At 65.7% G+C, this 24,766-nt stretch carries 23 protein-coding genes; 15 read left to right on the top strand and 8 right to left on the bottom strand.

Annotated elements, in window-relative coordinates; translation table 11 throughout:
* Positions 1-25: 25 nt before the first annotated feature.
* Positions 26-475, bottom strand: coding sequence for a MarR family winged helix-turn-helix transcriptional regulator (locus tag BMX32_RS03675; RefSeq protein ID WP_089974564.1), 450 nt, complete (start codon positions 473-475; stop codon positions 26-28).
* An 87-nt stretch (positions 476-562) separates the two neighbouring features.
* Between BMX32_RS03675 and hppD the strand changes: the two genes are divergently transcribed.
* From hppD to BMX32_RS03660, 3 genes are all read left to right on the top strand, one after another.
* Positions 563-1,651: a 4-hydroxyphenylpyruvate dioxygenase gene (hppD, locus tag BMX32_RS03670; protein ID WP_089974563.1), complete on the top strand. Its 1,089-nt coding sequence runs from the start codon at positions 563-565 to the stop codon at positions 1,649-1,651.
* Positions 1,652-1,816: 165 nt separating this feature from the next.
* On the top strand, positions 1,817-3,127 hold the full coding sequence (gene hmgA / locus BMX32_RS03665; RefSeq protein ID WP_089974560.1) for a homogentisate 1,2-dioxygenase: 1,311 nt from the start codon (positions 1,817-1,819) through the stop codon (positions 3,125-3,127).
* Between the two features lie 15 nt (positions 3,128-3,142).
* Positions 3,143-4,123 (top strand): fumarylacetoacetate hydrolase family protein, encoded by a 981-nt coding sequence (locus BMX32_RS03660; protein WP_089974556.1) that lies wholly within the window; start codon positions 3,143-3,145, stop codon positions 4,121-4,123.
* A gap of 8 nt (positions 4,124-4,131) precedes the next feature.
* Here BMX32_RS03660 and BMX32_RS03655 read toward each other — a convergent pair whose 3' ends face one another.
* Together BMX32_RS03655 and gap are read right to left on the bottom strand one after the other, a co-directional pair.
* Positions 4,132-4,674 carry an SEL1-like repeat protein gene (locus BMX32_RS03655; RefSeq protein ID WP_089974553.1) on the bottom strand — a complete coding sequence of 181 codons (543 nt, stop codon included), beginning with the start codon at positions 4,672-4,674 and terminating at the stop codon, positions 4,132-4,134.
* An 83-nt stretch (positions 4,675-4,757) separates the two neighbouring features.
* Positions 4,758-5,774, bottom strand: coding sequence for a type I glyceraldehyde-3-phosphate dehydrogenase (gene gap, locus BMX32_RS03650; RefSeq protein ID WP_089974550.1), 1,017 nt, complete (start codon positions 5,772-5,774; stop codon positions 4,758-4,760).
* Positions 5,775-5,967: 193 nt separating this feature from the next.
* Here gap and BMX32_RS03645 point away from each other — a divergent pair, with 193 nt between their 5' ends.
* The 4 genes from BMX32_RS03645 (at position 5,968) to BMX32_RS03630 (ending at position 10,013) form a co-directional block, all read left to right on the top strand.
* On the top strand, positions 5,968-6,792 hold the full coding sequence (locus tag BMX32_RS03645) for a S1/P1 nuclease (RefSeq protein ID WP_089974548.1): 825 nt from the start codon (positions 5,968-5,970) through the stop codon (positions 6,790-6,792).
* 38 nt (positions 6,793-6,830) lie between these two features.
* Entirely contained in the window at positions 6,831-8,300 is a 1,470-nt protein-coding gene (gene pyk / locus BMX32_RS03640) for a pyruvate kinase (protein WP_089974544.1), read from the top strand.
* Between the two features lie 131 nt (positions 8,301-8,431).
* Positions 8,432-8,884, top strand: a complete 453-nt coding sequence (locus BMX32_RS03635; protein WP_089974541.1) for a hypothetical protein — start codon at positions 8,432-8,434, stop codon at positions 8,882-8,884.
* Positions 8,885-8,990: 106 nt separating this feature from the next.
* Positions 8,991-10,013 (top strand): class I fructose-bisphosphate aldolase, encoded by a 1,023-nt coding sequence (locus BMX32_RS03630; protein WP_089974537.1) that lies wholly within the window; start codon positions 8,991-8,993, stop codon positions 10,011-10,013.
* Between the two features lie 75 nt (positions 10,014-10,088).
* On the opposite strand, the gene BMX32_RS03625 is transcribed toward BMX32_RS03630, so the two are convergent.
* Positions 10,089-10,670 carry a porin family protein gene (locus BMX32_RS03625; protein ID WP_089974533.1) on the bottom strand — a complete coding sequence of 194 codons (582 nt, stop codon included), beginning with the start codon at positions 10,668-10,670 and terminating at the stop codon, positions 10,089-10,091.
* A 212-nt stretch (positions 10,671-10,882) separates the two neighbouring features.
* On the bottom strand, positions 10,883-11,611 hold the full coding sequence (locus tag BMX32_RS03620; RefSeq protein ID WP_089974531.1) for an outer membrane protein: 729 nt from the start codon (positions 11,609-11,611) through the stop codon (positions 10,883-10,885).
* Positions 11,612-11,834: 223 nt separating this feature from the next.
* On the opposite strand from BMX32_RS03620, the gene tkt reads away from it, so the two are divergent.
* Complete coding sequence (gene tkt / locus BMX32_RS03615; RefSeq protein WP_089974527.1) at positions 11,835-13,847, top strand: transketolase; 2,013 nt, start codon at positions 11,835-11,837, stop codon at positions 13,845-13,847.
* 427 nt (positions 13,848-14,274) lie between these two features.
* Here the strand turns inward: tkt and BMX32_RS03610 are convergent, their stop codons facing one another.
* Positions 14,275-14,925, bottom strand: a complete 651-nt coding sequence (locus BMX32_RS03610; protein WP_089974523.1) for an HAD hydrolase-like protein — start codon at positions 14,923-14,925, stop codon at positions 14,275-14,277.
* Positions 14,925-16,106 (bottom strand): phosphoglycerate kinase, encoded by a 1,182-nt coding sequence (locus BMX32_RS03605; RefSeq protein WP_089974520.1) that lies wholly within the window; start codon positions 16,104-16,106, stop codon positions 14,925-14,927. Before BMX32_RS03605 ends, BMX32_RS03610 begins: the two co-directional genes overlap by 1 nt.
* A gap of 113 nt (positions 16,107-16,219) precedes the next feature.
* On the opposite strand from BMX32_RS03605, the gene maiA reads away from it, so the two are divergent.
* Complete coding sequence (gene maiA, locus BMX32_RS03600) at positions 16,220-16,876, top strand: maleylacetoacetate isomerase (RefSeq protein ID WP_170843552.1); 657 nt, start codon at positions 16,220-16,222, stop codon at positions 16,874-16,876.
* Between the two features lie 111 nt (positions 16,877-16,987).
* Here maiA and BMX32_RS03595 read toward each other — a convergent pair whose 3' ends face one another.
* Positions 16,988-18,097, bottom strand: coding sequence for a PilT/PilU family type 4a pilus ATPase (locus tag BMX32_RS03595; protein WP_089974518.1), 1,110 nt, complete (start codon positions 18,095-18,097; stop codon positions 16,988-16,990).
* Positions 18,098-18,313: 216 nt separating this feature from the next.
* On the opposite strand from BMX32_RS03595, the gene BMX32_RS03590 reads away from it, so the two are divergent.
* From BMX32_RS03590 to BMX32_RS03565, 6 genes are all read left to right on the top strand, one after another.
* A complete protein-coding gene (locus BMX32_RS03590) occupies positions 18,314-18,715 on the top strand; it encodes a DUF4398 domain-containing protein (RefSeq protein ID WP_244511395.1) in 402 nt (133 codons plus the stop codon).
* Positions 18,715-19,377 carry a DUF4398 domain-containing protein gene (locus BMX32_RS03585; protein WP_089974514.1) on the top strand — a complete coding sequence of 221 codons (663 nt, stop codon included), beginning with the start codon at positions 18,715-18,717 and terminating at the stop codon, positions 19,375-19,377. The genes BMX32_RS03590 and BMX32_RS03585 overlap by 1 nt, the downstream gene beginning before the upstream one ends.
* A gap of 381 nt (positions 19,378-19,758) precedes the next feature.
* On the top strand, positions 19,759-19,986 hold the full coding sequence (locus BMX32_RS03580; protein WP_089974512.1) for a YdcH family protein: 228 nt from the start codon (positions 19,759-19,761) through the stop codon (positions 19,984-19,986).
* 202 nt (positions 19,987-20,188) lie between these two features.
* On the top strand, positions 20,189-21,559 hold the full coding sequence (locus BMX32_RS03575; protein ID WP_089974510.1) for a pyridoxal-phosphate dependent enzyme: 1,371 nt from the start codon (positions 20,189-20,191) through the stop codon (positions 21,557-21,559).
* Between the two features lie 17 nt (positions 21,560-21,576).
* The gene (gene glmS, locus BMX32_RS03570; protein WP_089974507.1) at positions 21,577-23,406 is read left to right on the top strand and encodes a glutamine--fructose-6-phosphate transaminase (isomerizing); all 1,830 of its coding nucleotides are present in this window, start codon (positions 21,577-21,579) and stop codon (positions 23,404-23,406) included.
* Between the two features lie 10 nt (positions 23,407-23,416).
* Positions 23,417-24,760: a phosphohexomutase domain-containing protein gene (locus BMX32_RS03565; RefSeq protein ID WP_089974504.1), complete on the top strand. Its 1,344-nt coding sequence runs from the start codon at positions 23,417-23,419 to the stop codon at positions 24,758-24,760.
* The last annotated feature ends 6 nt before the right edge of the window (positions 24,761-24,766 follow it).

The raw sequence follows: 24,766 nt of genomic DNA, 5'->3' as shown, positions 1-24,766 counted from the left end.
CCTGCTGGCTCCCACCGGAACGCAGTCAGATCGCCAGCAACTTGTCCAGAATCCGGTCCAGGTGCTCGCGTTCCTCGGCCGAGAGCTTCGCCAGCAATTCCCGCTCGTGCGCCCGCGCGAGCGGGGCCACTTCGTCGTGGATCGCCCAGCCGGCTTCCGACAGCTTCAGCACCGAGCGGCGCTTGTCCCCATCGTGAGTGCCCCGGTCCACCCGGCCCGCGTCCACCAGCCGGCTCACGGCGCGGCTCACGGCGACCTTGTCCATCGCCGTCCGCTCCACCACTTCCCGGGCAGACACCTCGGGAAACCGGGCGAGGATCGTCATGACGCGCCATTCCGTCATGCTCAGCTGGAAGCGCTCCTCGTATTCCGCCGCGATGCCCTGGCTGACCGTGTTGGACAGGATCGAGAGGCGGTAGGGCAGGAAATGCTCCAGTTCCAGCGGCGCATGGGCGGGGACGGCGTCGAAATTCATGCTGCACTGGTCCTTGCAAATGGTTTCAGGTGAAACTATAACGTCGGGTATAACGGCGCAAGCCGTCCCCAGCCAGGAGTATCGCCCATGAGCGCCCAGCCCAATATCGGTATGGATGTCACCACCTTCGAAAACCCGCAGGGTGTGGACGGCTTCGAGTTCGTCGAATTCGCCGCGCCGGATCCGCAGCTGCTGCACACGCTGTTCCCGAAGCTGGGCTTCACGGCGGTCGCCAGGCACAAGTCGAAGAAGATCACCCTGTATCGCCAGGGCGAGTGCAATTTCCTGGTCAACGACGAGCCGGACTCGTTCGCGTCGGATTTCGTGGCCGCTCACGGTCCGAGCGCCTGTGGCTTCGCCATCCGCTTCAATCGTCCGGCGACCGACGTGCAGGCCACCGCGCTGTCGAACGGCGCCGAGCTGGTCGACAACAAGCCGGAGACGCTCGCGCTGAACGTGCCGACCATCCAGGGCATCGGTGGCTGCGCGCTCTACCTGATCGACACCTACGGCGACAAGGGCGACGTGTTCGACAGCGAATTCGAGTGGATTCCGGGCGTCGACCGCCGTCCGAAGGGGTTCGGTCTCACCTTCATCGACCACCTCACGCACAACCTCCACTTCGGCAACATGCAGAAGTGGTCGGAGTACTACGAGCGCCTGTTCAACTTCCGCGAGATCCGCTACTTCGACATCAAGGGCGCCAAGACGGGCCTCGTCTCGAAGGCGATGACCGCGCCGGACGGCATGGTGCGCATCCCGCTGAACGAGTCGTCGGACGAGAAGTCGCAGATCAACGAGTACATCCGCGAGTACAACGGCGAAGGTATCCAGCACATCGCGCTCTTCACCGACGACATCTACGCGTCGGTCGAAGCGATGCGCGCGCTCGACGTGGCCTTCCTCGACACGCCGGACACGTATTACGAAGTGATCGACGAGCGCGTTCCCGACCACGGTGAAGACGTGCCGCGCCTGCAGAAGAACAAGCTGCTGATCGACGCCGACGACGAGACCAAGAAGAAACTGCTGCTGCAGATCTTCACGCAGAACAACATCGGCCCGATCTTCTTCGAGATCATCCAGCGCAAGGGCAACGAAGGCTTCGGCAACGGCAACTTCAAGGCGCTGTTCGAGTCCATCGAGCGCGACCAGATGCGTCGCGGCGTGCTTTGATAGCCTAGAAAGCGCGGTCGCGACACGCGCTCTGGTGGGAGCCAGCCTGCTGGCGATGGGTGCTCGCGGCGAGCACCCATCGCCAGCAGGCTGGCTCCCACCAAATGCCTGCACTGTCCGGGCCGGATTGAATCGCCGGCTCGCCCTTGCATCAGGACATCACCGATGACCCATACCGACGACACCCGCGGTTACCAGACCGGTTTCGCCAACGAGTTCGCGACCGAAGCGGTCGAGGGCGTGCTGCCCACCGGTCAGAACTCGCCGCAGCGCGTGGCGAAGGGTCTCTACGCCGAGCAGCTCACGGGCAGCGCGTTCACCGCGCCGCGCCACCGCAACCTGCGTAGCTGGCTCTATCGCATCCGGCCGGCCGCGCAGCACTCGCCGTTTTCCGAACTGGCGCACGCCACCTTCCACAATCGGTTCGACGAGGCACCCGCCACGCCCAACCAGTTGCGTTGGGACCCGCTGCCGTTTCCCGCGCAACCCACCGATTTCCTCGATGGCCTGTTCACCATGGCCGGCAACGGCGGCCCCGCGGAGCAGGCCGGTATCGGCATCCACCAGTACCTGGCCAACCGCTCGATGGAAGGCCGGTATTTCTACGACGCCGACGGCGAGCTGCTGATTGTTCCGCAACAGGGCCGCCTGCGCATCCGTACCGAACTGGGCGTGCTGGACGTGGCGCCGCAGGAGATCGCGGTCGTGCCACGCGGTGTCCGCTTTCTCGTGGAACTGCCGGACGGCGAGGCGCGCGGTTACGTCGCCGAGAATTTCGGTGCGCCGCTGCACCTGCCCGACCTCGGACCCATCGGTGCGAACGGGCTCGCGCACCCGCGCGATTTCCTGGCGCCCGTCGCGGCCTACGAAGATCTCGACGGCGACTTCGCGCTGGTCGCGAAATTCCAGGGCCACCTCTGGCAGGCGACGATCGATCATTCGCCACTCGACGTGGTCGCGTGGCACGGCAATTACACGCCCTACAAGTACGACCTGCGCCGGTTCAACACGATCGGCTCGATCGCCGTGGACCATCCGGACCCGTCGATCTTCACCGTGCTGACGTCGGCGAGCGATACGCCCGGCGTCGCGAACATGGATTTCGTGATCTTTCCGCCGCGCTGGCTCGTGGCGGAACACACGTTCCGTCCGCCTTACTTTCATCGCAACGTGGCGAGCGAGTTCATGGGCCTGATCGATGGCGCGTACGATGCGAAGGCGGGCGGTTTCGTGCCGGGCGGCTCCAGCCTGCACAACTGCATGAGCGGCCACGGTCCGGACGCCGCGAGTTTCGAAAAGGCGTCGCATGCCGACGTGTCGAAGGCCGACCATATCGTCGGTACCATGGCCTTCATGTTCGAAACGCGGAAGGTCATCCGCCCCAGTCGGCAGGCCCTCGCGTCGCAGGCGCTGCAGGGCGATTATTACGAATGCTGGCGCGGGCTGAAGAAACACTTCGACCCGTCGGCGGTCTGAACGAAAAGGATAGGCATGAAACTCGCTTCGCTGAAGGAAGGCGGCCGTGACGGCACGCTGATCGTCGTCAATCGCGAACTCACCCGTGCGGTGAAGGCCACTGGCATCGCTGCGACGATGCAGGCCGCGCTGGACGAATGGCATGCCATCGCCCCGCGCCTGAATGCGCTTTCCGAAGACCTGCACGCCGGCCACGCGAAGGATGCGTTCGACCTGGACATGGCGAAGCTCGCGGCGCCGCTCCCGCGCGCGTACGAGTTCGTCGATGGCAGCGCGTATCTCCCGCACGTCGAGCGCGTGCGCAAGGCGCGCGGTGCCGAGGTGCCCGAGTCGTTCTATACCGATCCGCTGATGTACCAGGCCACCAGCGCGGGATTCCTCGGCCCGCGCGATCCGGTGATCGTGGCGAGCGAAGACTTCGGCATCGACCTCGAAGCGGAAGTGCTGGTCATCACCGACGACGTGCCGATGGGCGTTTCGCCGGCCGACGCCGCGGCGCACATCCAGCTCGTGGGCATCGTCAACGACGTCTCGCTGCGTGGGCTGATTCCCGGCGAGCTGGCGAAGGGCTTCGGCTTCCTGCAGTCCAAGCCGCGCTCGGCGCTGTCGCCGGTCTTCGTGACGCCCGACGAGCTCGGCGACGCGTGGCAGGGCGAAAAGCTGCACCTGCCGATGCGCACGTGGATCAACGGCACGTGGTTCGGCGAAGCGGAGTGCGGCGTCGACATGCAGTTCGATTTCGCGCAGCTGGTGGCGCACGCGGCGAAGACGCGGCCGCTCACGGCCGGCACCCTCGTGGGCTCCGGCACCATCGCGAACCAGGACACGTCGAAGGGCGCGTCCTGCCTCGCCGAGCAGCGCACCGTCGAGACGCTGCGCGACGGCAAGGCCCTCACGCCGTTCCTCGCTTTCGGCGACACCGTTCGCATCGAAGTGACCGATACGAACGGCGCGTCGATCTTCGGCGCCATCGAGCAGAAAATCGCGAAACCGTAACGCCGCTGCTACGGCTCCGCCTTTCCCATCGCTTCGCGCACCGCGCGTACCTTGGCCGCCACTTCCGCATCGAGTCGGGAGTCCGGCGTGACGCGTCGCTGGACGCGTTCGTGCAGCGGCGCTACGCCGGCCGGCGGCGGTCCGTGCAGCGCCGTCTCCACGCGCGTCCACATCGCCGCCCGGTAAGGGTGGTGGTCGGCCAGTTCCAGCCGCGCCAGGTCGTGCATCGCGTGGCGACGACCATGGTCGGCGGCTGCCGTGAGCAGACGGCGCGCGCGTGAGAGGTCGCGCGGGAGGACGTTCCCCTTGCGAGCGGGGCCTTCGAAATACAGTTCGCCCGCCAGCTCCTGACTGGCGGCATTGCCGGCGAGTGCCGAGCAGAGCAGGCGATCGGCGAGGCGCTTTCGCCGCTCGATGGAGACCGATGGGTCGAGCAGCCCCCGCACCACGATGTCGTGGGTGACGGGGTGCGATGCCGTGCAATGCATCGCGAGTGCCTTCGCGGGCAGCAGCAAGACGACGCATGCGGCTGAGAAGGCATGGTGGCGCATGAGTGGATCCTCCGGACAAAAAGAAAGGGGGCCCGCATCGCTGCGGGCCCCCCGTGGCCGTACCTATTGCGTTGTGGTGCGGCTTACTTCGCCGACATCAGCGCCTTGGCCATGTCGAGCATGCGGTTCGAGAAACCCCACTCGTTGTCGTACCACGACAGCACCTTGACCAGCGTGCCTTCCATGACGCGCGTCTGCGTCGAGTCGTAGATCGACGAGTGCGGGTTATGGTTGAAATCGATCGAGACCAGCGGCTGGGTGTTGACCGACAGGATGCCCTTCATCGCGCCGTTGGCGGCTTCGTTGATGGCGGCGTCGATCTCTTCCTTCGTGGTGGCGCGCTTGGCCGTGAACGTCAGGTCGACCACCGAGACGTTGATCGTCGGCACGCGCATCGCGAAGCCGTCGAGCTTGCCGTTGAGCTCCGGCAGCACCAGGCCGACCGCGGCGGCGGCGCCGGTCTTGGTCGGGATCTGGCTGTGCGTGGCGCTGCGGGCGCGACGCAGGTCGGAGTGGTAGACGTCGGTCAGGACCTGATCGTTCGTGTACGCGTGGATCGTGGTCATCAGGCCGTGCACGATGCCGATCTTCTCGTGGAGCACCTTGGCCAGCGGCGCGAGGCAGTTGGTGGTGCACGACGCGTTGGAAATGACTTCGAGGCCCGAGTGCAGCTTGTCGTCGTTGACGCCCATGACGAACGTGCCGTCCACGTCCTTGTCGCCCGGGGCGGAGATGATCACCTTCTTCGCACCGCCGGCGATGTGCGCGCTGGCCTTGGCCTTCGAGGTGAAGAAGCCGGTCGACTCCATCACGACGTCGACGCCGTGCTCGCCCCAGGGGAGCTTCGACGGGTCGCGCTCGGCGAACACCTTGATGCGGTCGCCGTTGACGATGAGGTCGCCGCCGTCCACCGACACGTCGCCCGGGAACCGGCCATGGGCCGTGTCGTACTGGGTGAGATGGGCGTTGGTCTCGGCGTTGCCGAGGTCGTTGACCGCGACGATCTGGATGTCCTGGCCGTTCTTCTTCGCTTCGTAGAGCGAGCGCAGGATGTTGCGACCGATGCGGCCGTAACCGTTGATGGCGACCTTGATGGTCATGTGCAGCCTCCGAGTGGGAATGTCTGACGAAGTAGGGGCGGGTGGCACAAAACTCGATGATAACGGATCGCAAGTCGCGGCAGGCCGGCCGGTGTCTCAACCCGCCTCACCCGATCCAGTAGATCGATCTAAATTCTCATCCGGGCCTGTGGCACACTTCACCGCTCGTAAACCCGGAAACGTTTACCAGCCCATGAAATCCGCCGCAAAGCGCCGTGTCGTCGCCGTCCTTCTGGCCCTGGCCATCCCCGCGTTCGCCGCCACGGTGCACGCCTGGGGCGACATCGGGCACCGGATCGTCGCCGAGCTGGCCTGGCGCCAGCTGGACCCGTCGGCCCGTGCGGAGGTCCAGCGACTGCTCAAGGCCGATGGCGCGGACTCGCTCGCCGACGTCGCCAGCTGGCCGGACCACCTGCGCGACGAGCCGGGCCGGGAGGCGCTGGGCAAGGCCACCGGCCCGCTCCACTACATGGACTTCCGCGACGGCAAATGCCATTACGTGCCGCCGCGCGAGTGCCCGGACGGGCGCTGCGTCGTAGGCGGGCTGGAGAAGTACGTGGCCATCCTGGGCGATCGGCACGCGTCGACCGCGGACCGAGCCGAGGCGCTGAAGTTCGTCGTCCACTTCGTCGGCGACGTCCACCAGCCGCTCCACGCAGGCAATCGCGACGACAAGGGTGGCAACGACTACCAGGTCCAGTTCGACGGCAAGGGCACGAACCTGCACCGGGTCTGGGACTCTCAGATGCTCTACACGCGCGACCTGAAGTGGTCCGCGTACGCCGACCGCCTGGCCGCCGAGGGTCCGGTCAAGCTGCCGCGCCCGATCGCTCCCTTCGACAACCCCTATGCCCAATGGGCCGAAGAGTCCTGCGAGATCGTCGCGGCGCCGGGCTTCTACCCGGACAGCCACCGTATCGACGACGCCTACGTCGCGCACAACCTGCCCATCGCCGAAACACGCCTGCGCGAGGCGGGCAAGCGGCTGGCCGACCTCCTGAACAAGACGCTGGACTGATCCGCGTCCTCCCGAATTCAAGACCAAGAGACCATCAGATGACCGATATCCAGGTACGCCGCACCAAGATCGTCGCCACCCTCGGACCCGCCACCGACGTGCCGGGCATGCTCGAGAAGATCCTCGAGGAGGGCGTGGATATCGTTCGCCTGAACCTGTCGCACGGCACCCCCGACGATCACCGCGCGCGTGCCAACGCCGTGCGCGCCGCGGCCGACGCGGTGGGCCGCGAAGTGGGCATCCTGGCCGACCTGCAGGGTCCGAAGATCCGCATCGAGAAGTTCGCCGATGGCCCGATCGACCTCATGCCCGGCGACAGCTTCGTGCTCGATTGCCGTCCGGATGCGCCGGCCGGCGACCAGACCCGCGTCGGCGTCAGCTATTACGACCTGCCGCGCGACGTGGTCGCGGGCGACATCCTCCTCCTCGACGACGGTCTCGTCGCGCTCGCCGTCGTGGACGTGGTCGGGTCCGAGATCCACACCCGCGTCGCGATCGGCGGCCGCCTGTCGAACCGCAAGGGCCTGAATCGCCAGGGCGGTGGCCTCAGCGTCTCCGCGCTGTCCGACAAGGATCGCAACGACATCAAGCTCGCCGCCGAGATGGGCGCCGACTTCCTCGCCGTGTCGTTCGTCCGCTCGGCGGCCGACCTGCACGAAGCCCGCCGTCTGCTGCGCGAAGCCGGTGGCGATGCCGCCATCGTTTCCAAGATCGAGCGCGCCGACGCCATCCCCGTGCTGGGTGAGATCATCGACGCGTCCGACGTGGTGATGGTGGCGCGCGGCGACCTCGGCGTGGAGATCGGCGACGCCGAGCTGCCGGGCCTGCAGAAGAAGATCATCCGCGAGTCGGTGATGCGCAACCGCTCGGTGATCACCGCGACGCAGATGCTGCAGTCGATGGTGCGCGCGCCGATCCCGACGCGCGCCGAGGTGCTCGACGTCGCCAACGCGGTGATCGACGGCACCGACGCCGTGATGCTGTCGGAGGAAAGCGCCGCCGGCGCCCATCCCGACAAGGCCGTGGCCGCGATGCGCCGTATCTGCCTCGGTGCCGAGCGTCAGTTCGAGCCGCGCGACGATCTCCGTCCGGGTACCCATTCGCTCGACCGCTCCGACCAAGCCATCGCGCTGGCCGCGATGCTGCTTGCCGCGCAGGTCGGCGTCCGCGCCATCGTCGCGCTGACCGAATCCGGCGCTACCGCGCAGTGGCTGTCGCGCTATCGCTTCGCCGTGCCCATCTACGCGATGTCGCCGTCGGCCGTGGCCCGTCGCCGCATGCTCATGCTGCGCGACGTGCAGCCGGTGGACTTCGAACAGAGCAACCTCGATCCGGCGCATACCGCGCGCGCCGCGCTGCAGCACCTCTTCGCGCTGGGCAAGCTGGCCAAGGGCGATCGCGTGATCCTCACGCACGGCGACCACATCGGTCGCGGCGGCGGCACCAACACGCTGAAGCTGCTGGTGATCGGCGACGACGGCATCGCGGACAGCCTGCGCGATCTGTAAGGCTCGCTTTACCGGCGTCGCTCTGGTGGGAGCCAGCCTGCTGGCTCCCACCGATTCACCGCACGATTTCACACGCACCCCGTCCCCCGGCGGGAGTAAACTCGGCGCGCTGACCTACCTACGAGGGCGCCATGATCCGAATTCGTTCCCTGACCGGCGTTACCGCCGCCGTCCTTCTCCTGGCCGCGGGCTCGGCCGGTGCCCAGAATCTCGGCCAGAACGCGCGCCGCGTCGCTCCGGACCGTCTTCCGTACTACTGGACGCTCACCAACACGTCCGTCAATGCCGATGTGCCCAATACGGGCAAGAATCTCAACCAGCCGGGTTGCGTCGCCGTCACCTACCTGATCGGGTCGAACGGCCTGCCGCAGAACGTCGTCGCGGCCAGGACGATTCCCGAGGGCGATCTTTCGCTGGTGGCCGTCAGTGCCGTCAAGGACTTCCGCTACGCGCGCAGCGGCGTGAACCGCAACGCGGATCCGGTCAACACCTACTACGTCGTCGGGTTCAACGTGCCCGAGGATCCCGCGAAGAAGGCGGCCCTCTACAAGCGGTGCGCTCTGCCGGGTTACCAGACCAGTTGATCGCGGCGCACAACGGCATTCGCGGAACAGTCCCCTATACTCCGCCGGTTTCCGCATCGGCCTCGCCTCGTGTGCGAGGCATACCACTTACTTCACTGGAGTTCTCATGAGCATCGAAAACCTCGAAGAAATCGCACAGGCGATGGTCGCGCCCGGCAAGGGCATCATCGCCGTCGACGAATCGGCCTCGACCATCAAGAAGCGCATCGAGGCGGTCGGTCTCGAGAACAGCGAAGAGAACCGCCGCGCGTACCGCGAAATGCTGCTGACCGCACCGGGTCTCGGTGAGTACATCTCTGGCGCCATCCTGTTCGACGAGACGATCCGCCAGAAGACCTCCGACGGCCGCACGATGGTCGAGGCGATGGAAAAGGCCGGCATCATTCCGGGCATCAAGGTCGACAAGGGCACGCATCCGCTCGCCGGTTCGCCGGGTGAAGTGGTGACCGAAGGCCTCGACGGTCTCCGTGAGCGCCTGCAGGAATACGCGAAGCTGGGCGCGAAGTTCGCCAAGTGGCGCGCGGTCATCAAGATCACCGACGACACGCCGACCTCGGCCGCCGTCGAAGCCAACACCCATGCGCTGGCGCGCTACGCCGCGCTCTGCCAGGAAGCCGGCCTCGTTCCGATGGTCGAGCCGGAAATCCTGATGGACGACAAGGAAAACGTGCAGGACCTCGACACGAGCTTCGCCGTGCACAAGGAAGTCCTGCAGAGCCTGTTCGCGCAGCTCGAGCTCAACAACGTGGAACTGAAGGCCCTGATCCTCAAGGTCAGCATGGTCATCCCGGGCAAGTACGCGCCGAAGGAAGACCAGGTCGACGCCGAGGACATCGCGAACGCCACGGTCAGCGTCTTCCAGTACGCCGTGCCAGCCGCCGTCGCGGGCATCGTGTTCTTGTCGGGTGGCCAGGGCGATCAGCAGGCCACGGAGAACCTCAACGAGATCAACAAGCTCGGTCCGCACCCGTGGCCGATCAGCTTCTCGTATGGCCGCGCGCTCGTGTCCGCGGCGCTGGAAACCTGGGCGAAGGACCAGAAGGGCAACCTCGCCGCCGCGCAGAAGATCGTCGTGGAGCGTGCGAAGGAAAACAGCCAGGCCGCCAAGGGCACCTGGAAGAAGGGCTGATCCCCCTCACGAAAAAACCCGGCGCCGCGAGGCGCCGGGTTTTTTTTGTGCCGCCGTTTCGATCCGGCGGGCGCCTCAGAAGCGGTATTCCGCCGTGACCGAGGTCATGTTGGTCGACAGATCGAGGCCGTCTTTCTTCGCATCGTAGTGATCGAAGTTCACGCCAAGGCTCCAGTTCTTCGAGAAGTCGTAGCCGACGCCTGCACCGGCGTACCAGCTGGTCTTGTCGATGTTGCGGCGATCGAAGTCGTCGCTCTCCGTGCCGTGGCCCTTCCAGCCGTACACACCGGCGCGGCCGCTGATGTACCAGTTCTGGTCGATGTTGAAGTGGCCGTTCACACCAGCGGTCCAGCCATGCAGCTCGGACTTGCGGCGATCGACGACACGGTTGCCGTTGAAGAAGTTCTTCGCATGGATGTTGCCGAGATCGTTGTAACCGGCCTCGACACCGATCGCGGCCCAGGGGCTCACGGTCCAGCGATAGCCACCGTTGAGCTGGTAGCCGGTGTCGTGACCGTCGTAGCGGTCCTTGTTGACCGAGGTACGGCCAACGCTGCCGTTGGCGAACCAGCCAGCGCCATTGGCTTCCTGGGCAAAGGCCGGGGCGGCGACGGCGCCGGCGGCGACCAAGGCAAGGGCGATAAGGGTCTTCTTCATGTGGGGAGTCTCCAGTGCAGCTTTTTTATTGTTCGGCGCCGGCTACCGGGGAGTGCCGTGGCGCTGCAGCACGAGCGGGGGTGCCGTGCTTGGGAACATAGATTGGGCGGGCCGGAATAGATTCAATACCCGCTAGTTCAGTATTAAGAAACGATTAAGCCACGGCGAGGGGGCGCCGTGGCTTAAGGTCGTGCCGTTGAAGGAGCGGGTGCTTAGAAGCGGTATTCGCCCGCCACCGACACGAGGCCGGTGGAGCGCTTCAGGCCGCGCGTGATCTCGCCGGTCTCGTTGTTGCGGACCTTGCCGGCGTCGGCGTGGAAGTAGTCGTAAGCGACACCCACGCTGAAGTGCTCGGTGGCGTCCCAACCGGTACCGATGCCGCCGTACCAGCTGCCGCGGTCGGCGCGGCCGCCGCTCGAGAATCCGAGATCCTGGCCTACGCTGTTGTTGTAGTTCTGATTGTTGTCGTTGGCGCGGAAATAACCGCCGTGCGCCGAGATGTACCACTGCGGCACGAGGTTGATCTTGCCGTTCACGCCGACCATCCAGCCACGCAGCGCGTTGCGCGTGGAGCGCTGGTTCACGTCCTGATCGTTCTCGAAGACGTTCTTGACGCGGTAATTGCCGAGATCGGTGTAACCCGCTTCGACGCCGAGACCGAGGTCGGGACCGACTTTCCACCGGTAGCCGCCGAGGACGCCGTAGCCGGTGCGACGGCCCTTTTCGCCCTTCAGGAAGTTGAAACCGCTGGTGTCGCTGCCGAAACCGCCGTTGTCGCTGCCGTTGGTACGGCCGACGTTGGCGCCGATGAACCAGTTGCCGCTACCGACCGACTGGCTGGGCTGATAGTTGCCGGAGACGGCCGTGTTGTCCTGTGCAAAGGCCGGAATGGCCGCAAACGAAGCGCAAGAGACCGCAAGGGCAAGAGCTGCCTTTTTCATGGGAGTGTTCCTCTTATTTTCGGGGCGGCCACCGATCGTGGGGGTGGGGGAGATCGGTGACCGGGGTCGATTAGAGCGGTCCGAACCTGAAGAAATTAAAAAGAAGGGGTCAAAAGATTAAGGCCGGGTTAACTTCTGCGGCGCGACATGAACATCCACGACAACCATTACGCGATGCGCGACAATTGACGTTTTCCGCCCCCTTGCTAACTGGAGAACGCCGATGACGACACGCCGCGAACGCGCCAATGCGATCCGCGCCCTGGCCATGGATGGTGTCGAAGCTGCCAAGTCCGGCCATCCGGGCATGCCGATGGGCATGGCCGATATCGCCGAAGTCCTCTGGGGCGATTTCCTCCATCACAACCCGTCCAACCCGCATTGGCCGAACCGCGACCGCTTCGTGCTCTCCAACGGCCACGGCTCGATGCTGCAGTACGCGCTGCTGCACCTGACCGGTTACGACCTGGGCATCGAAGACCTGAAGCACTTCCGTCAGCTGGGCTACCGCACGGCGGGTCATCCGGAATACCACCACACGCCGGGCGTCGAGACGACCACCGGCCCGCTGGGCCAGGGCCTCGCCAACGCCGTCGGTTTCGCGATCGCCGAAGAAGTCCTCGCGGCACGCTTCAACCGTCCGGGCCACGACATCGTCGATCACCACACCTTCGTCTTCGTCGGCGACGGTTGCCTGATGGAAGGCATCTCGCATGAAGTGTCGTCGCTCGCGGGCACGCTGAAGCTCGGCAAGCTCGTCGCGATCTACGACGACAACGGCATCTCGATCGACGGCGAAGTGCACGACTGGTTCACCGACAACACCGCCGAGCGCTTCCGCGCCTACGGCTGGAACGTGGTCGTCGGCGCCGACGACAAGCCGGTCGACGGTCACGACGGCGAAGCCATCAAGAAGGCCATCGCCGCCGCCACGTCGCAGAACGAAAAGCCCTCGCTGATCATCTGCAAGACGGTGATCGGCTTCGGTGCGCCGAACAAGGAAGGCAAGGAATCGTCGCACGGCGCACCGCTCGGCGCCGACGAGGTCGCCGCCGCCCGCAAGCAGCTGGGGTGGGAGTACGGTCCGTTCGAGATTCCGCAGTCGATGTACGACTCGTGGAGCGCGAAGGACGCCGGCGCGAAGAACGAGGCCGCGTGGAACGAGAAGTTCGACGCGTACGCCAAGGCCTTCCCGGAACTGGCAGCCGAGTTCAAGCGCCGCGTATCGGGCGACCTGCCGGCCAACTGGGCGAAGGACTCCGCGGCCTACATCGCGAAGCTGCAGGCGGAAGGTCCGGTCGTCGCATCGCGCAAGGCGTCGCAGATGGCGCTCGATGCCTTCGGTCCGCTGCTTCCCGAACTGATCGGCGGCTCGGCCGACCTCGCGCCGTCGAACCTCACCATCTGGAAGGGTTCGAAGAACATCGCCACCGGTGGCGCCGAGGGCAACTACATCCACTACGGCGTGCGCGAGTTCGGCATGTCGGCGATCTCCAACGGTATCGCGCTGCACGGCGGCTTCGTTCCGTACGACGCCACGTTCCTCGTGTTCTCGGACTACGCGCGTAACGCCGTGCGCATGTCGTGCCTCATCCCGGCGCACGCCATCCACGTGTACACGCACGACTCGATCGGCCTGGGCGAAGACGGCCCGACCCATCAGCCTGTCGAACACCTGGGCTCGCTGCGTCTGATCCCGAACAACCGCGTGTGGCGCCCGGCCGATGCCGTGGAGTCGGCGGTGTCGTGGAAGAAGGCCATCGAGCGCGCCGGCAACCCGTCGTGCCTGATCTTCTCGCGCCAGAACCTGAAGCATAATCCGCGCACCGAGCAGCAGCTCGCGGACATCGAGAAGGGCGGCTACGTCCTCTGGGAGCCGTCGGAGAAGTTCAAGGCGATCATCATCGCCACGGGCTCGGAAGTCGGTATCGCCGTCGAAGCCGCGCAGGCACTCGGCGACCAGGGCATTCCCGTCCGCGTCGTCTCCATGCCCTGCACGGAAGAGTTCGACGCACAGCCGGTCGAATACCGCGAAGGCGTGCTGCCGTCGTGGTGCCGCGCGCGCGTGGCGGTCGAAGCCGCGTCGGTCGACTTCTGGTCCAAGTACGTCGGTCTCGACGGCGCGACGATCGGCATGACGACCTTCGGCGCCTCGGCTCCGATCGACAAGCTGTACGAGCACTTCGGCATCACCACGCCGAAGGTGGTCGACGCGGTGAAGAGCGTCATCAAGTAAGTCGTCGCCACGCGTGACTGAAAACGCCCCGGGCTCGCGCCCGGGGCGTTTTTTTTGGCGGTCCAGTGCCCGGGAAGCACCTGTGGGAGCGGCTGTGACATCGGTGTGTCCGCCCCGGTCCGCACTCGGCCGTGATATCCCGGCGCGCGCAGCACGTTCAAGGTCAGGTCCACGACGGTGCCGACGATGCGGTCGAATGAGCCGCTGTTGGGCACGGGTTTGAATGCCAGACGGGGGCGGGATTCGTGGGATGTCGGCGCCCGTCCCGGCAAGCGATGCTGGACAGAAGGGTTGTCGGCGGCCGGCGAAGCGATCGAAAAGGATGCGGCGGCAATGACCAGGTATCGGAGGCCTGTCTTCATCCGATCAGGCTACGGAGGGGCGCGCGTGTCATCTGCCCGCGCCGCCCTCCGCGATCGGTCAGCCCTTACCCCGACACGAACGCATCCGCGAGCAGCGCCACTTCCGCCGGTGCGTCCACTAGCTTCCACGCGCCCGCGGCTTCGAGCTCCTCGCGATCGCCGAAGCCCCAGAGGACGCCGACGCCGCGCACGCCGTTCTCGACGGCACCTTCCATGTCGTAGAGGCGGTCGCCGATCATTAGCGTCTCGTCGGGCGACTGGCCGAAATCGGCGAGTGCCGCGGCGATCATGTCGGCCTTTTCGCTGCGGGCCGTTTCCGGACCCGGCGCGTAGAGGCGCTCGAACGCCTTGCCGAAAGGCAGGTGCGCGATGATCGGCTCGGCGTGATGGCGCGTCTTGCTGGTGACGACGGCGAGGCGATGACCGCCGTCGACCAGCGCGGCGATCATGTCCGCCACGCCCTCGTACACGGTGTGCTCGGACCAGCCCACGTCGCGGAAGCGCTGCGAATAAGCCTCGATGGCCGCCTCGATGCGGTCGTTGTCGCCGCCGAGCACGCTGCCGAACGTGACGCGGAGCGGCGGCCCGATCCACGAGCGAAGCACGGCGTCGTCCGGCGCCACGCCACCGACGCTGGACAGCGCATGGCGCACGCCGGCGAAGATGCCGAGCTGCGAATCGATGAGCGTGCCGTCGAGATCGAAGAGAACCAGCATTACTTGGTTTCCGCCCGCGCCTTCAGAGCGGCCACGGCGGGAAGCTCCTTGCCTTCGAGGAATTCGAGGAACGCGCCGCCGCCGGTGGAAATGTAGGAGACGCCGTCTTCGATGCCGTACTTGTCGACGGCCGCGAGGGTGTCGCCGCCGCCGGCGATCGAGAAAGCGCTGGAAGCCGCGATGGCGCGCGCGAGCGTTTCCGTGCCCTTGCCGAAGGCATCGAATTCGAAGACGCCCACCGGGCCGTTCCACACGGCCGTGCCGGCCTTCGCGATGAGGTCCGCGTAGCGGCTGGCGGTGTCGGGCCCGATGTCCAGGATCATGTCGTCGTCGGCGACCTGGTCGACGGCCTTGACGGTGGCCTTCGCCGTGGCGGCGAATTCCGTCGCCACGACGACGTCGGTCGGCACCGGTACGTCGGCGCCGCGTGCCTTCGCATCGGCGATGATCTTCTTCGCCGTGTCGAGCAGGTCGGCTTCGACCAGCGATTTACCGACCTTGTGCCCGGCGGCGAGGATGAACGTGTTGGCGATGCCGCCGCCGACGATGAGCTGGTCGACCTTGCCGACGAGGTTCTGCAGCAGTTCGAGCTTGGTGGACACCTTGGAGCCTGCGACGATCGCGAGCACCGGCGGCTTCGGGTTGTCGAGGGCCTTGCCGAGCGCGTCGAGCTCCTTCGCCAGCAGGGGGCCAGCCGCGGCGACGGGCGCGAAGCGGATCACGCCATGCGTCGAAGCCTGCGCACGGTGCGCGGTGCCGAAGGCGTCCATGACGAACACGTCGCACAGCGCGGCGTACTTCTTCGACAGCGCTTCGTCGTCCTTGCCTTCGCCGACGTTCATGCGGCAGTTCTCCAGCACCACCACCTCGCCATCGGCCAGGTCGACGCCGTCGAGATAGTCGCGCACCAGCCGCACGTCCTTGCCGAGCTTTTCGCCCAGCCACGCCGCCACCGGCTTCAGCGACGAGGCGTCGTCGAATTCGCCTTCCTTCGGCCGACCGAGATGCGAGATGACCATGACCTTCGCGCCCGCGTCGCGCGCGGCGACGATGGTGGGCAGCGAGGCGTCGAGACGCTGCGTGGAAGTGATCTTTCCGTTCTCGACGGGGACGTTGAGGTCCTCGCGGATCAGCACGCGCTTGCCGCGCAGGTCGAGGTCTTGCATGCGGATGAAGGACACGTTGGACTCCAGCTTCGGAAAGGTGAAAACCCCGATTGTCCTCGGGTGGGCGGACCCGGCGCAAATCGACCCGGTCACGGGGCTAGAATCCGGCATCGACCGAAGGACGCCCGATGTCACTGATCCTCTACACCTACTGGCGCTCCAGCGCCGCCTACCGCATCCGGATCGTGCTGAACCTCAAGGGGTTGCCCTACGAGGCCCGCCCGGTATCGCTCATCGAAGACGGTGGGGCGCACCTCAAGGAAAGCTACCGAGCGGTGTCCCCGCAGGCGCAGCTGCCGACCCTCGTCGATGAGGGCCAGATCGTGCGGCAATCCGTGTCGATCATGGAGTACCTGGAGGAGACCCGGCCGTCACCGCCGCTGATGCCGGCCGACGCGCGGGGCAGGGCGAAGGTGCGCGAACTCGTGCTGGCGGTGGCCACGGACATCCACCCGCTGGGGAACCTGCGCGTGCTGAAGGCCATCGAGGCCGGGTTCGGCGCGGACCAGGCGGCCAAGGAGGCGTGGTCCCGTCGCTGGATCGCGAACGGGTTCGACGGCATCGAAAAGCTGCTGGCGGACGGCACCGCGGGCCGCTTCAGCTTCGGCGACACGCCAACCCTCGCCGACGCCTGCCTGGTGCCGCAGTATTACAACGCCGTGCGCTGGGGCGTGGACCTGGCGCCGTATCCGACGATCCGTCGGGTCGTCGAGGCGTGCAACGCGATGGAGGCGTTCCGCAAGGCGGCGCCGGAAGCGCAGCCGGACGCGCCGGCCAGCGCCTGAGCGCGTCGACTGGAGCGGTCGGCAGGCGAATTGTCGGTGGGAGCCAGCCTGCTGGCGAAGGGTGCTCGCGGCAAGCCCCCATCGCCAGCCTGCTGGCTCCCTCCGAGAGGATCAGACCCCGATGCCGTACGGATCGCTCGACGCGAACTCGTTGCCCGACGAGCCTTCCGACAGGCGGATCTTCAGGGCCAGGCCATCGCGCGAATCGGCCTTGTTAAGGCACTCGTCGAGCGTGATCAGGCCGTCCTTGTACAGGCGGTAGAGGGACTGGTCGAAGGTCTGCATGCCTTCCTGCAGGCTGCGGTCCATGGCTTCCTTCACCTCGTGGATCTGGCCGCGACGGATCATGTCGCGGATCAGCGGGGTGTTCAGCAGCACCTCGGTCGCCGGCATGCGGCGGCCGTCCTTGCCGATGACCAGACGCTGGCTGATCACCGCGCGCAGGTTCAGCGCGAGGTTCATCAGCACGTTCTTGTGCGCCGACTCCGGGAAGAAGTTGAGGATGCGCTCCAGGGTCTGGTCCGCGTTGTTCGAGTGCAGCGTGGCGAGGCAGAGGTGCCCCGTTTCCGAGAACGAGATCGCGGCCTCCATCGTGTCGGTATCGCGGATCTCGCCGATCATGATGACGTCCGGCGCCTCGCGCATCGCGTTCTTGAGGGCCTCGTGGTAGCTGTGCGTATCGAGGCCGACTTCGCGCTGGTTGACGATGGACCGCTTGTGCCGGTGCAGGTATTCGATGGGATCCTCGATCGTGAGGATGTGGCCCGAGCTGTTGCTGTTGCGCTGGTCGAGCATCGCCGCCAGCGTGGTGGACTTGCCCGACCCCGTGGCGCCCACGACCAGGATCAGGCCGCGCGGCTCCATGATGAGATCGCGGAAGATGGACGGCAGGCGAAGCTCGTCGAGGGAGGGGATCTCGCTCTTGATGGCACGGATGACCATGCCGATCTCGCCGCGCTGCTTGAACACGTTGATGCGGAACCGGCCGGCTTCCTTCACGGCCAGGGCCATGTTGAGCTCGAGGTCGCGCTCGAACTGGGGCACCTGGCCCTCGTCCATCAGCGAATAGGCGATTTTCTTCACCATTCCGCTCGGCAGGCCAGTGTTACCGAGCGGGTAAAGCTTGCCCTCCACCTTGATGTTCACGGGGGCACCGGTCGTCAGGAACATGTCCGACGCGCCCTTGTCCACCATCAGCTTCAGGAAATAACCGATATCCACCTAAACCCCCGGGCGTTCGCATTACAATCGAGTAGACGGTCTCACTGACCTGTATATCGACAATATCTCGCAAATCTGTAAGAGGAACGAGTGATGGTGCACATCTTGCCGTCGAAAGCCCTGTCCCGGGGCCGCCGGCTCATTGGCCTGGCCGCCTTGGCCATGGTTATCGCTACCCTTGCTGGCTGTGCCAGCACGCCCCCGCCGAACGGGTCCATGAATCAGGCGCTCGCCCAGCTGCAGGCGGCGCGCGACGCGGGTGCGGCCGATTATGCGCCGGTCGACCTCGACTACGCGCAGAGCAAATTCGGCCAGGCGCAGGCCGCGATGGCGAGCCGCAAGTACGACGACGCGGCGCTGCTCGCCGACGAGTCGCGCGCCGACAGCGAGCTGGCACGCGCCAAGGCGCGTCTCGGCGCCGCCCGCGCCCAGAACACGGCCAAGAGCCAGGAAAACTCGCGCATGCGCGTCGAGATGATCGACAACCACGCCAACGACACCGTGCCCATCCCGAACAATGTTCAGGAGACCGAGACGGTGCTGCCCGAGGCGACCGACACCACCCCGCCGCCCATCGGTGGGCAGACCGAACCGCTGAAGAACGACGGAGGCCAGTGATGAAGCGCTCTACCATCCTCCTCTCCGCGCTGGCGCTTGCCGTTTCCGCGGGCAACGCGCTCGCGGCCACGGACGACCTCGACGTCCGCCGTCTGAATTCCAGCCTCGACCAGCTGTCGTCCGACCCGGTGCTGGGCGGCTACGCCCAGGGCGAGCAGGCCCGTGCCCGTGAAGCCATCAGCCAGGTCGGCCAGTACAAGCCGAAGGACAAGCTGCACGCGCATTACCTGTACATCGCCGAGCGCCGTGTGGACACCGCCAAGGCCGTCGCGCAGTTCCAGGACGCCCAGGCCAAGAGCGCCCAGCTCGATCGCGAGCACGACGGCATCCTGCTCGAATCCAGCCGCCTCGACGCCGAGATGGCCCGTCGCCAGCTCGAGCAGCAGCGCATGCAGAACCAGATGATCCAGGAAGAAGCCGCGCGCCTGCAGCAGCAGGGCGTGGAGTATTCCCAGGCGCTGGAGCAGGCCAAGGCCGAGGGCGACAAGGCCCGTCAGGTCGCCGCGGCGCAGGCCAAGGTGGCCAACGCCGCCAAGAAGCAGGCGGCGCTGGCGGAAGCCGCCGCGCGCGCGATGCGCGACATCAACTCCTCCGACGGTGGCGCCCCGGCGAGCACGCCGGCCACCACGCCGAAGAAGTCGAAGAAATCCGGCGGTAACTGATCGTCCCCCAGGCCGGTGTGGGAGCGCGCTTGCGCGCGATGGGTGCTCGCGACAAGCACCCATCGCGCGCAAGCGCGCTCCCACAGTCATCGGTCAAGCCCCGATGCGGTCGAGGTACCTGTCTCGCAAGTCGTTGCGCCAGCAACCATTTTTTCGTGCGCCATTTCAGAAAAATCGCCCTTGCACCCCTTCGGCAGGCGGAGTAGCTTCGGTAGCCCGTCACGAGAAAAACACGTGACGGCCCTGCCGGAGCATGCGTACGTTCACCCAGGCACACCGCATCGCCATTCCAGCTTCTTCCGATGCGAAGACCGTGCCCGCATGGCTCCCCTCACGACCGGCCCGCGACGCGAGCCGATCCCACCGCGAGGAGTTTTAGCTATGTTCGAAAACCAGCAGCGTGACGACGTCGAAAAGTTCATCCACGGTGATGCCGAAACCCGTCGTCTCTATTTCCGTCACAAGGAACTCGATTCCAAGCTCGAAGACGCCGGCCGCGGATGCCTGGCGCTTGGCGACGAGGACCTCGGCAAGATGAAGCGGGAAAAGCTGCAGGCCAAGGAACGACTCGAGCGAATGTGGGACCAGTGGCAACGGCAGAGACACTGATCCAGCTCCCTTGACCATGAACCGACGGGCGCCCCAGGGCGCCCGTTTTCATGAGGGAACCCGCGGGCCGGGAGGCGGTCTCCCATACATCGTTTTGCTTCGGCCGAGAGGCCGGGCATCGGTTCAGCGCCGCACCCATTATCATGTCGGCCCAACAGGCGGCGGTCGAAGGGGCCGCGCCGGATCAAATCACGGAGTTCCAATGAGTGTTCATGACAGCGTCCTCGAACTGATCGGCCGCACCCCGATGGTGCGTGCCCAGCACCTGGATACAGGCTGTTGCGAACTGTTCCTGAAGCTCGAGAGCGCCAATCCGGGCGGTTCCGTCAAGGACCGCATCGGCATGTCGATGATCGAGGGCGCCGAGCGCGCCGGGAAGATCAAGCCGGGCGACACCCTGGTCGAAGGTACCGCCGGCAATACGGGCCTGGGCCTGGCGCTCGTCGCGCAGCAGAAGGGCTATCGCCTCGTGCTGGTCGTGCCCGACAAGATGAGTCGCGAGAAGATCTTCAACCTGAAGGCCATGGGTGCCGAAGTGGTGCTCACGCGTTCCGACGTCGCCAAGGGTCACCCCGAGTACTACCAGGACATGGCCGAGCGCATCGCGCGCGAGACGCCGGGTGCTTACTTTATCAACCAGTTCGGCAACCCCGACAACCCGGCCGCGCACGTGCAGACGACCGGTCCCGAGATCCTCGAACAGCTCGACGGCAAGGTCGACGCCATCGTCGTGGGCTGCGGCTCGTCGGGCACGATGAGCGGCCTTACGGCGTATCTGCGCGAGCACTCGCCGGAGACGAAGATCGTGCTGGCCGACCCGGTCGGCTCCATCCTCGCCGAGTACATCAATGAGGGCACGTTGTCGGAGAAGTCCGGTAGCTGGATGGTCGAAGGCATCGGCGAGGATTTCCTCCCGTCGATCAGCGACTTCTCTATGGTGGAGAAAGCCTACGCGGTTTCCGACAAGGAGAGCTTCCTCGCCGCGCGCGAACTGCTGGCGAAGGAAGGCATCCTCGGCGGCTCGTCCACCGGCACGCTGCTCACGGCCGCGCTGAAGTACTGCCGCGAACAGACGACGCCCAAGCGCGTCGTCACGCTCGTGTGCGACACGGGCAACAAGTACCTGTCGAAGATGTACAACGACTACTGGATGCTCGACAACGGCTTCCTCGATCGCGAGCAGCACGGGGACCTGCGCGACCTGATCCTGCGCCCGTACGCGCGCCGCGACACGGTCGTGATCAAGCCCGACGATCTGCTGATCACCGCGTACAACCGCATGAAACTGTACGACGTCTCGCAGCTTCCGGTGATGGAGGGCGATCGCATCGTCGGCATCCTCGACGAATCCGACGTGCTGTTGCACGTGCATGCGGACGAAAGGAAGTTTCGCGATCTCGTCGCCACCGCCATGATCGCCTCGCCGGAAATGCTCCAGGTGAGGTCGTCGATCGAGGACCTGATGCGGGTGTTCGACAAGGGTCACGTCGCCATCGTCGTCGACGGCGAGCAGTTCCTCGGCCTCATCACGCGTATCGACCTGCTCAATTACCTGCGTCGCAAAGTCAACTAAGGAACGGGGGAAGCATCATGTGTGGAATCGTCGCCGCTGTCGCGCAGCGTGATATCGCGCCCATCCTCATCGCCGGACTCAAGGCGCTCGAATACCGTGGCTACGATTCCGCTGGCATGGCCATCGCGGATGGCGGCGAGATCCGACGTGTTCGCGCGAAGGGCAAGGTGCGCGAGATGGAAGCGATCTACGACGCCGACCCGGTGCCGGGCGGCACGGGCATCGCGCACACCCGCTGGGCCACGCATGGTGTCCCCAGCGAAAAGAATGCCCACCCGCACGTGCAGGGCCGCATCGCGATCGTGCACAACGGCATCATCGAGAACTACGCGTCGCTGCGCGAATCGCTGAAGGCCAAGGGTCGCGAGTTCCATTCGGAAACCGACACCGAGGTGATGGGTGCGGTGATCGACGAACACGTGCAGGCAGGCAAGGGGTTGCGTGAAGCGGTGACGGCCGCGGTGCGTGAGCTCGAAGGCGCCTACGCCATCGCGGTGATGAGCCTCGACGAGCCGGAACGCATCGTCGGCGCCCGTCGCGGCTGCCCGCTGCTGGTCGGCATCGGCATCGGCGAGCACTTCCTCGGGTCCGACGCACAGGCGCTCATCAAGGTCACCAACCGGATGATGTACCTGGAAGAAGACGACGTCGTCGAGATCACCCGCGACACCGTGGCCGTGTTCGGCCTCGACGGCAAGCCCGTCGACCGCACGGCGCACGAGAGCGAGATCAGCGCCGACTCCGTCGAGCGCGGCGAGTATCGGCATTACATGCAGAAGGAAATCTTCGAGCAGCCGCGCGCCGTCGCCGACACGCTCGAGGGCCGTATCGGCCCGCACGGCGTGTTGCCGAACATTTTCGGCATCGACGCCGATCCGATCCTCGACAAGACCCGCGCCATCCACATCGTGGCATGCGGCACCAGCTACCACGCCGGTATGGTGGCGAAGTACTGGATCGAGGAACTCGCGCGTATTCCCGTCGTGGTCGAGGTCGCGAGCGAGTATCGCTACCGCGACGTGGTGGTACCGGAGAACACGCTTTTCGTCGCGGTGTCGCAGTCCGGCGAAACCGCCGACACGCTCGCCGCCATGCGCGAGTCGCGCCGTCGCGGTTACTTGGCGACCTTCGCGATCTGCAACGTGCCCGAGTCGTCGGTCGTGCGCGAGTCCGACCTGCGCCTGATGACGCGCGCGGGCCCGGAGATCGGTGTGGCCTCGACCAAGGCCTTCACCACGCAGCTCGCCGCGTTCGCGCTGCTGGCACTCGATCTCGGCCGTCGCCGCGGTCTCGATGACGCCCGCTACCTGGAACACTGCAAGGAGCTCCAGTCGCTGCCGCGCTATATCGAGAACGCGCTGAAGAGCGAGCCGGAGATCGTGAAGATCGCCGACCACTTCATCAACAAGCAGCACGCGCTCTTCCTCGGTCGCGGCGCCCAGTTCCCGGTCGCGCTCGAAGGCTCGCTCAAGCTCAAGGAAATCTCGTACATCCATGCCGAAGCGTACCCGGCCGGCGAGCTCAAGCATGGCCCGCTCGCGCTGGTCGACGAGAACATGCCGATTGTCGCGGTGGCGCCGAACGGGCCGTTGCTCGACAAGCTGAAGTCGAACCTGCAGGAGGTGCGGGCGCGTGGTGGCGAGCTGATCGTGTTCGCCGACGAACGTGTGGACATCGAGGCGGATACCGAGCGTCTGGCGACGATCTACGTGGATGGCGGTGGCGATCTGATCGCACCGGCCGTATTTACGGTACCGATGCAGTTGCTTGCTTATCACGTGGCGGTGTTGCGCGGCACCGATGTGGATCAGCCGCGAAACCTGGCGAAGTCGGTGACAGTCGAGTGACGAACGTTCGATGAAATGCTTCAAGGCCTATGACATTCGCGGCCGTGTCCCGGATGAGCTCGACGAGAGTATGGCGTACCGACTCGGCCGTGCGTTCGCCCGTACCGTTGGTCCGGGCGCAGTCGTCGTTGGTTTCGACATTCGCCGCGACAGCCCGGCGTTCGCAGCGGCGATCGCGCGTGGCCTGAACGACGAAGGTCGCGACGCGATCGACATCGGTCTGTGCGGCACGGAGGAGGTCTACTTCCAGACGTTCCACCGTGGCGTCGCCGGCGGGATCATGGTGACGGCCAGCCACAATCCGATCGATTACAACGGCATGAAGCTGGTGCGCGAAGGTGCGAGGCCGATCAGCGGCGATACCGGTCTGCGGGACATCGAGCGGATGGTGGAAGAAAACGCCTTCGGCGATCCCGTATCGAAGCGCGGACACGTCGTGCATGACCATGACAAGTCCGCCTACGTCGATCACCTTCTCGGTTACATCGACACGAGCGCGCTTCGGCCGCTGAAGATCGTCGTCAACGCGGGAAACGGTGGGGCAGGGGCCATCGTCGATCTGCTCGACGCGCACCTGCCGTTCGAGTTCGTCCGCGTCAATCACGAGCCGGATGGAACTTTCCCCAACGGCATTCCCAATCCTCTGCTTCCGGAGAACCGCGAAGCGACCGCGCATGCCGTGCGCGAGCATCGCGCGGATTTCGGCATCGCGTGGGACGGCGACTTCGACCGGTGTTTCCTGTTCGATGCCGCGGGGGACTTCATCGAGGGGTATTACATCGTCGGATTACTCGCGGCGCAGCTGCTGGAAAAGCATCCTGGCGCGAAGATCGTCCACGACCCCCGCCTGACGTGGAACACGATCGACATGGTGACGGCTGCCGGCGGCATCCCCGTCGAGAGCAAGACCGGGCACGCCTTCATCAAGGAGCGCATGCGCGCCGAGGACGCCATGTATGGCGGCGAGATGAGCGCGCACCACTATTTCCGCGACTTCGCTTATTGCGACTCCGGAATGATTCCGTGGCTACTCGTGGCGGAACGTCTGTCGACGGGCGAAAAGACGCTTGCCGATATGCTCGCCGAGCGCATGGCCGCCTATCCGTGCAGCGGCGAAATCAACTTCGTCGTGGACGACGCCCCCTCGACGGTCGCTCGCGTTATGGCGCGGTACGCGCCGCAGCGTCCCGTGCTGGATCACGTCGACGGCGTCAGTGCGGATTTCGGCAGCTGGCGCTTCAACCTGCGTTCGTCCAACACGGAGCCGCTGTTGCGGCTCAACGTCGAAGCGCGAGACGATGCCGCACTCATGTCAGAGATGACCGCCGAGCTGTCGGCGCTGATCGTCGGTTGAAGAAAA

Origin of the sequence: Luteibacter sp. UNCMF331Sha3.1 (assembly GCF_900109915.1) — a bacterium.
Lineage (GTDB): Bacteria > Pseudomonadota > Gammaproteobacteria > Xanthomonadales > Rhodanobacteraceae > Luteibacter.
This window is presented reverse-complemented; position numbering and strand designations above follow the sequence as displayed.

Coding starts and splice junctions, on each gene's coding strand:
- BMX32_RS03675 (WP_089974564.1), bottom strand. CDS start 475: ATGAATTTCGACGCCGTCCCCGCCCATGCGCCGCTGGAACTGGAGCAT.
- hppD (WP_089974563.1), top strand. CDS start 563: ATGAGCGCCCAGCCCAATATCGGTATGGATGTCACCACCTTCGAAAAC.
- hmgA (WP_089974560.1), top strand. CDS start 1,817: ATGACCCATACCGACGACACCCGCGGTTACCAGACCGGTTTCGCCAAC.
- BMX32_RS03660 (WP_089974556.1), top strand. CDS start 3,143: ATGAAACTCGCTTCGCTGAAGGAAGGCGGCCGTGACGGCACGCTGATC.
- BMX32_RS03655 (WP_089974553.1), bottom strand. CDS start 4,674: ATGCGCCACCATGCCTTCTCAGCCGCATGCGTCGTCTTGCTGCTGCCC.
- gap (WP_089974550.1), bottom strand. CDS start 5,774: ATGACCATCAAGGTCGCCATCAACGGTTACGGCCGCATCGGTCGCAAC.
- BMX32_RS03645 (WP_089974548.1), top strand. CDS start 5,968: ATGAAATCCGCCGCAAAGCGCCGTGTCGTCGCCGTCCTTCTGGCCCTG.
- pyk (WP_089974544.1), top strand. CDS start 6,831: ATGACCGATATCCAGGTACGCCGCACCAAGATCGTCGCCACCCTCGGA.
- BMX32_RS03635 (WP_089974541.1), top strand. CDS start 8,432: ATGATCCGAATTCGTTCCCTGACCGGCGTTACCGCCGCCGTCCTTCTC.
- BMX32_RS03630 (WP_089974537.1), top strand. CDS start 8,991: ATGAGCATCGAAAACCTCGAAGAAATCGCACAGGCGATGGTCGCGCCC.
- BMX32_RS03625 (WP_089974533.1), bottom strand. CDS start 10,670: ATGAAGAAGACCCTTATCGCCCTTGCCTTGGTCGCCGCCGGCGCCGTC.
- BMX32_RS03620 (WP_089974531.1), bottom strand. CDS start 11,611: ATGAAAAAGGCAGCTCTTGCCCTTGCGGTCTCTTGCGCTTCGTTTGCG.
- tkt (WP_089974527.1), top strand. CDS start 11,835: ATGACGACACGCCGCGAACGCGCCAATGCGATCCGCGCCCTGGCCATG.
- BMX32_RS03610 (WP_089974523.1), bottom strand. CDS start 14,925: ATGCTGGTTCTCTTCGATCTCGACGGCACGCTCATCGATTCGCAGCTC.
- maiA (WP_170843552.1), top strand. CDS start 16,220: ATGTCACTGATCCTCTACACCTACTGGCGCTCCAGCGCCGCCTACCGC.
- BMX32_RS03590 (WP_244511395.1), top strand. CDS start 18,314: ATGAATCAGGCGCTCGCCCAGCTGCAGGCGGCGCGCGACGCGGGTGCG.
- BMX32_RS03585 (WP_089974514.1), top strand. CDS start 18,715: ATGAAGCGCTCTACCATCCTCCTCTCCGCGCTGGCGCTTGCCGTTTCC.
- BMX32_RS03580 (WP_089974512.1), top strand. CDS start 19,759: ATGTTCGAAAACCAGCAGCGTGACGACGTCGAAAAGTTCATCCACGGT.
- BMX32_RS03575 (WP_089974510.1), top strand. CDS start 20,189: ATGAGTGTTCATGACAGCGTCCTCGAACTGATCGGCCGCACCCCGATG.
- glmS (WP_089974507.1), top strand. CDS start 21,577: ATGTGTGGAATCGTCGCCGCTGTCGCGCAGCGTGATATCGCGCCCATC.
- BMX32_RS03565 (WP_089974504.1), top strand. CDS start 23,417: ATGAAATGCTTCAAGGCCTATGACATTCGCGGCCGTGTCCCGGATGAG.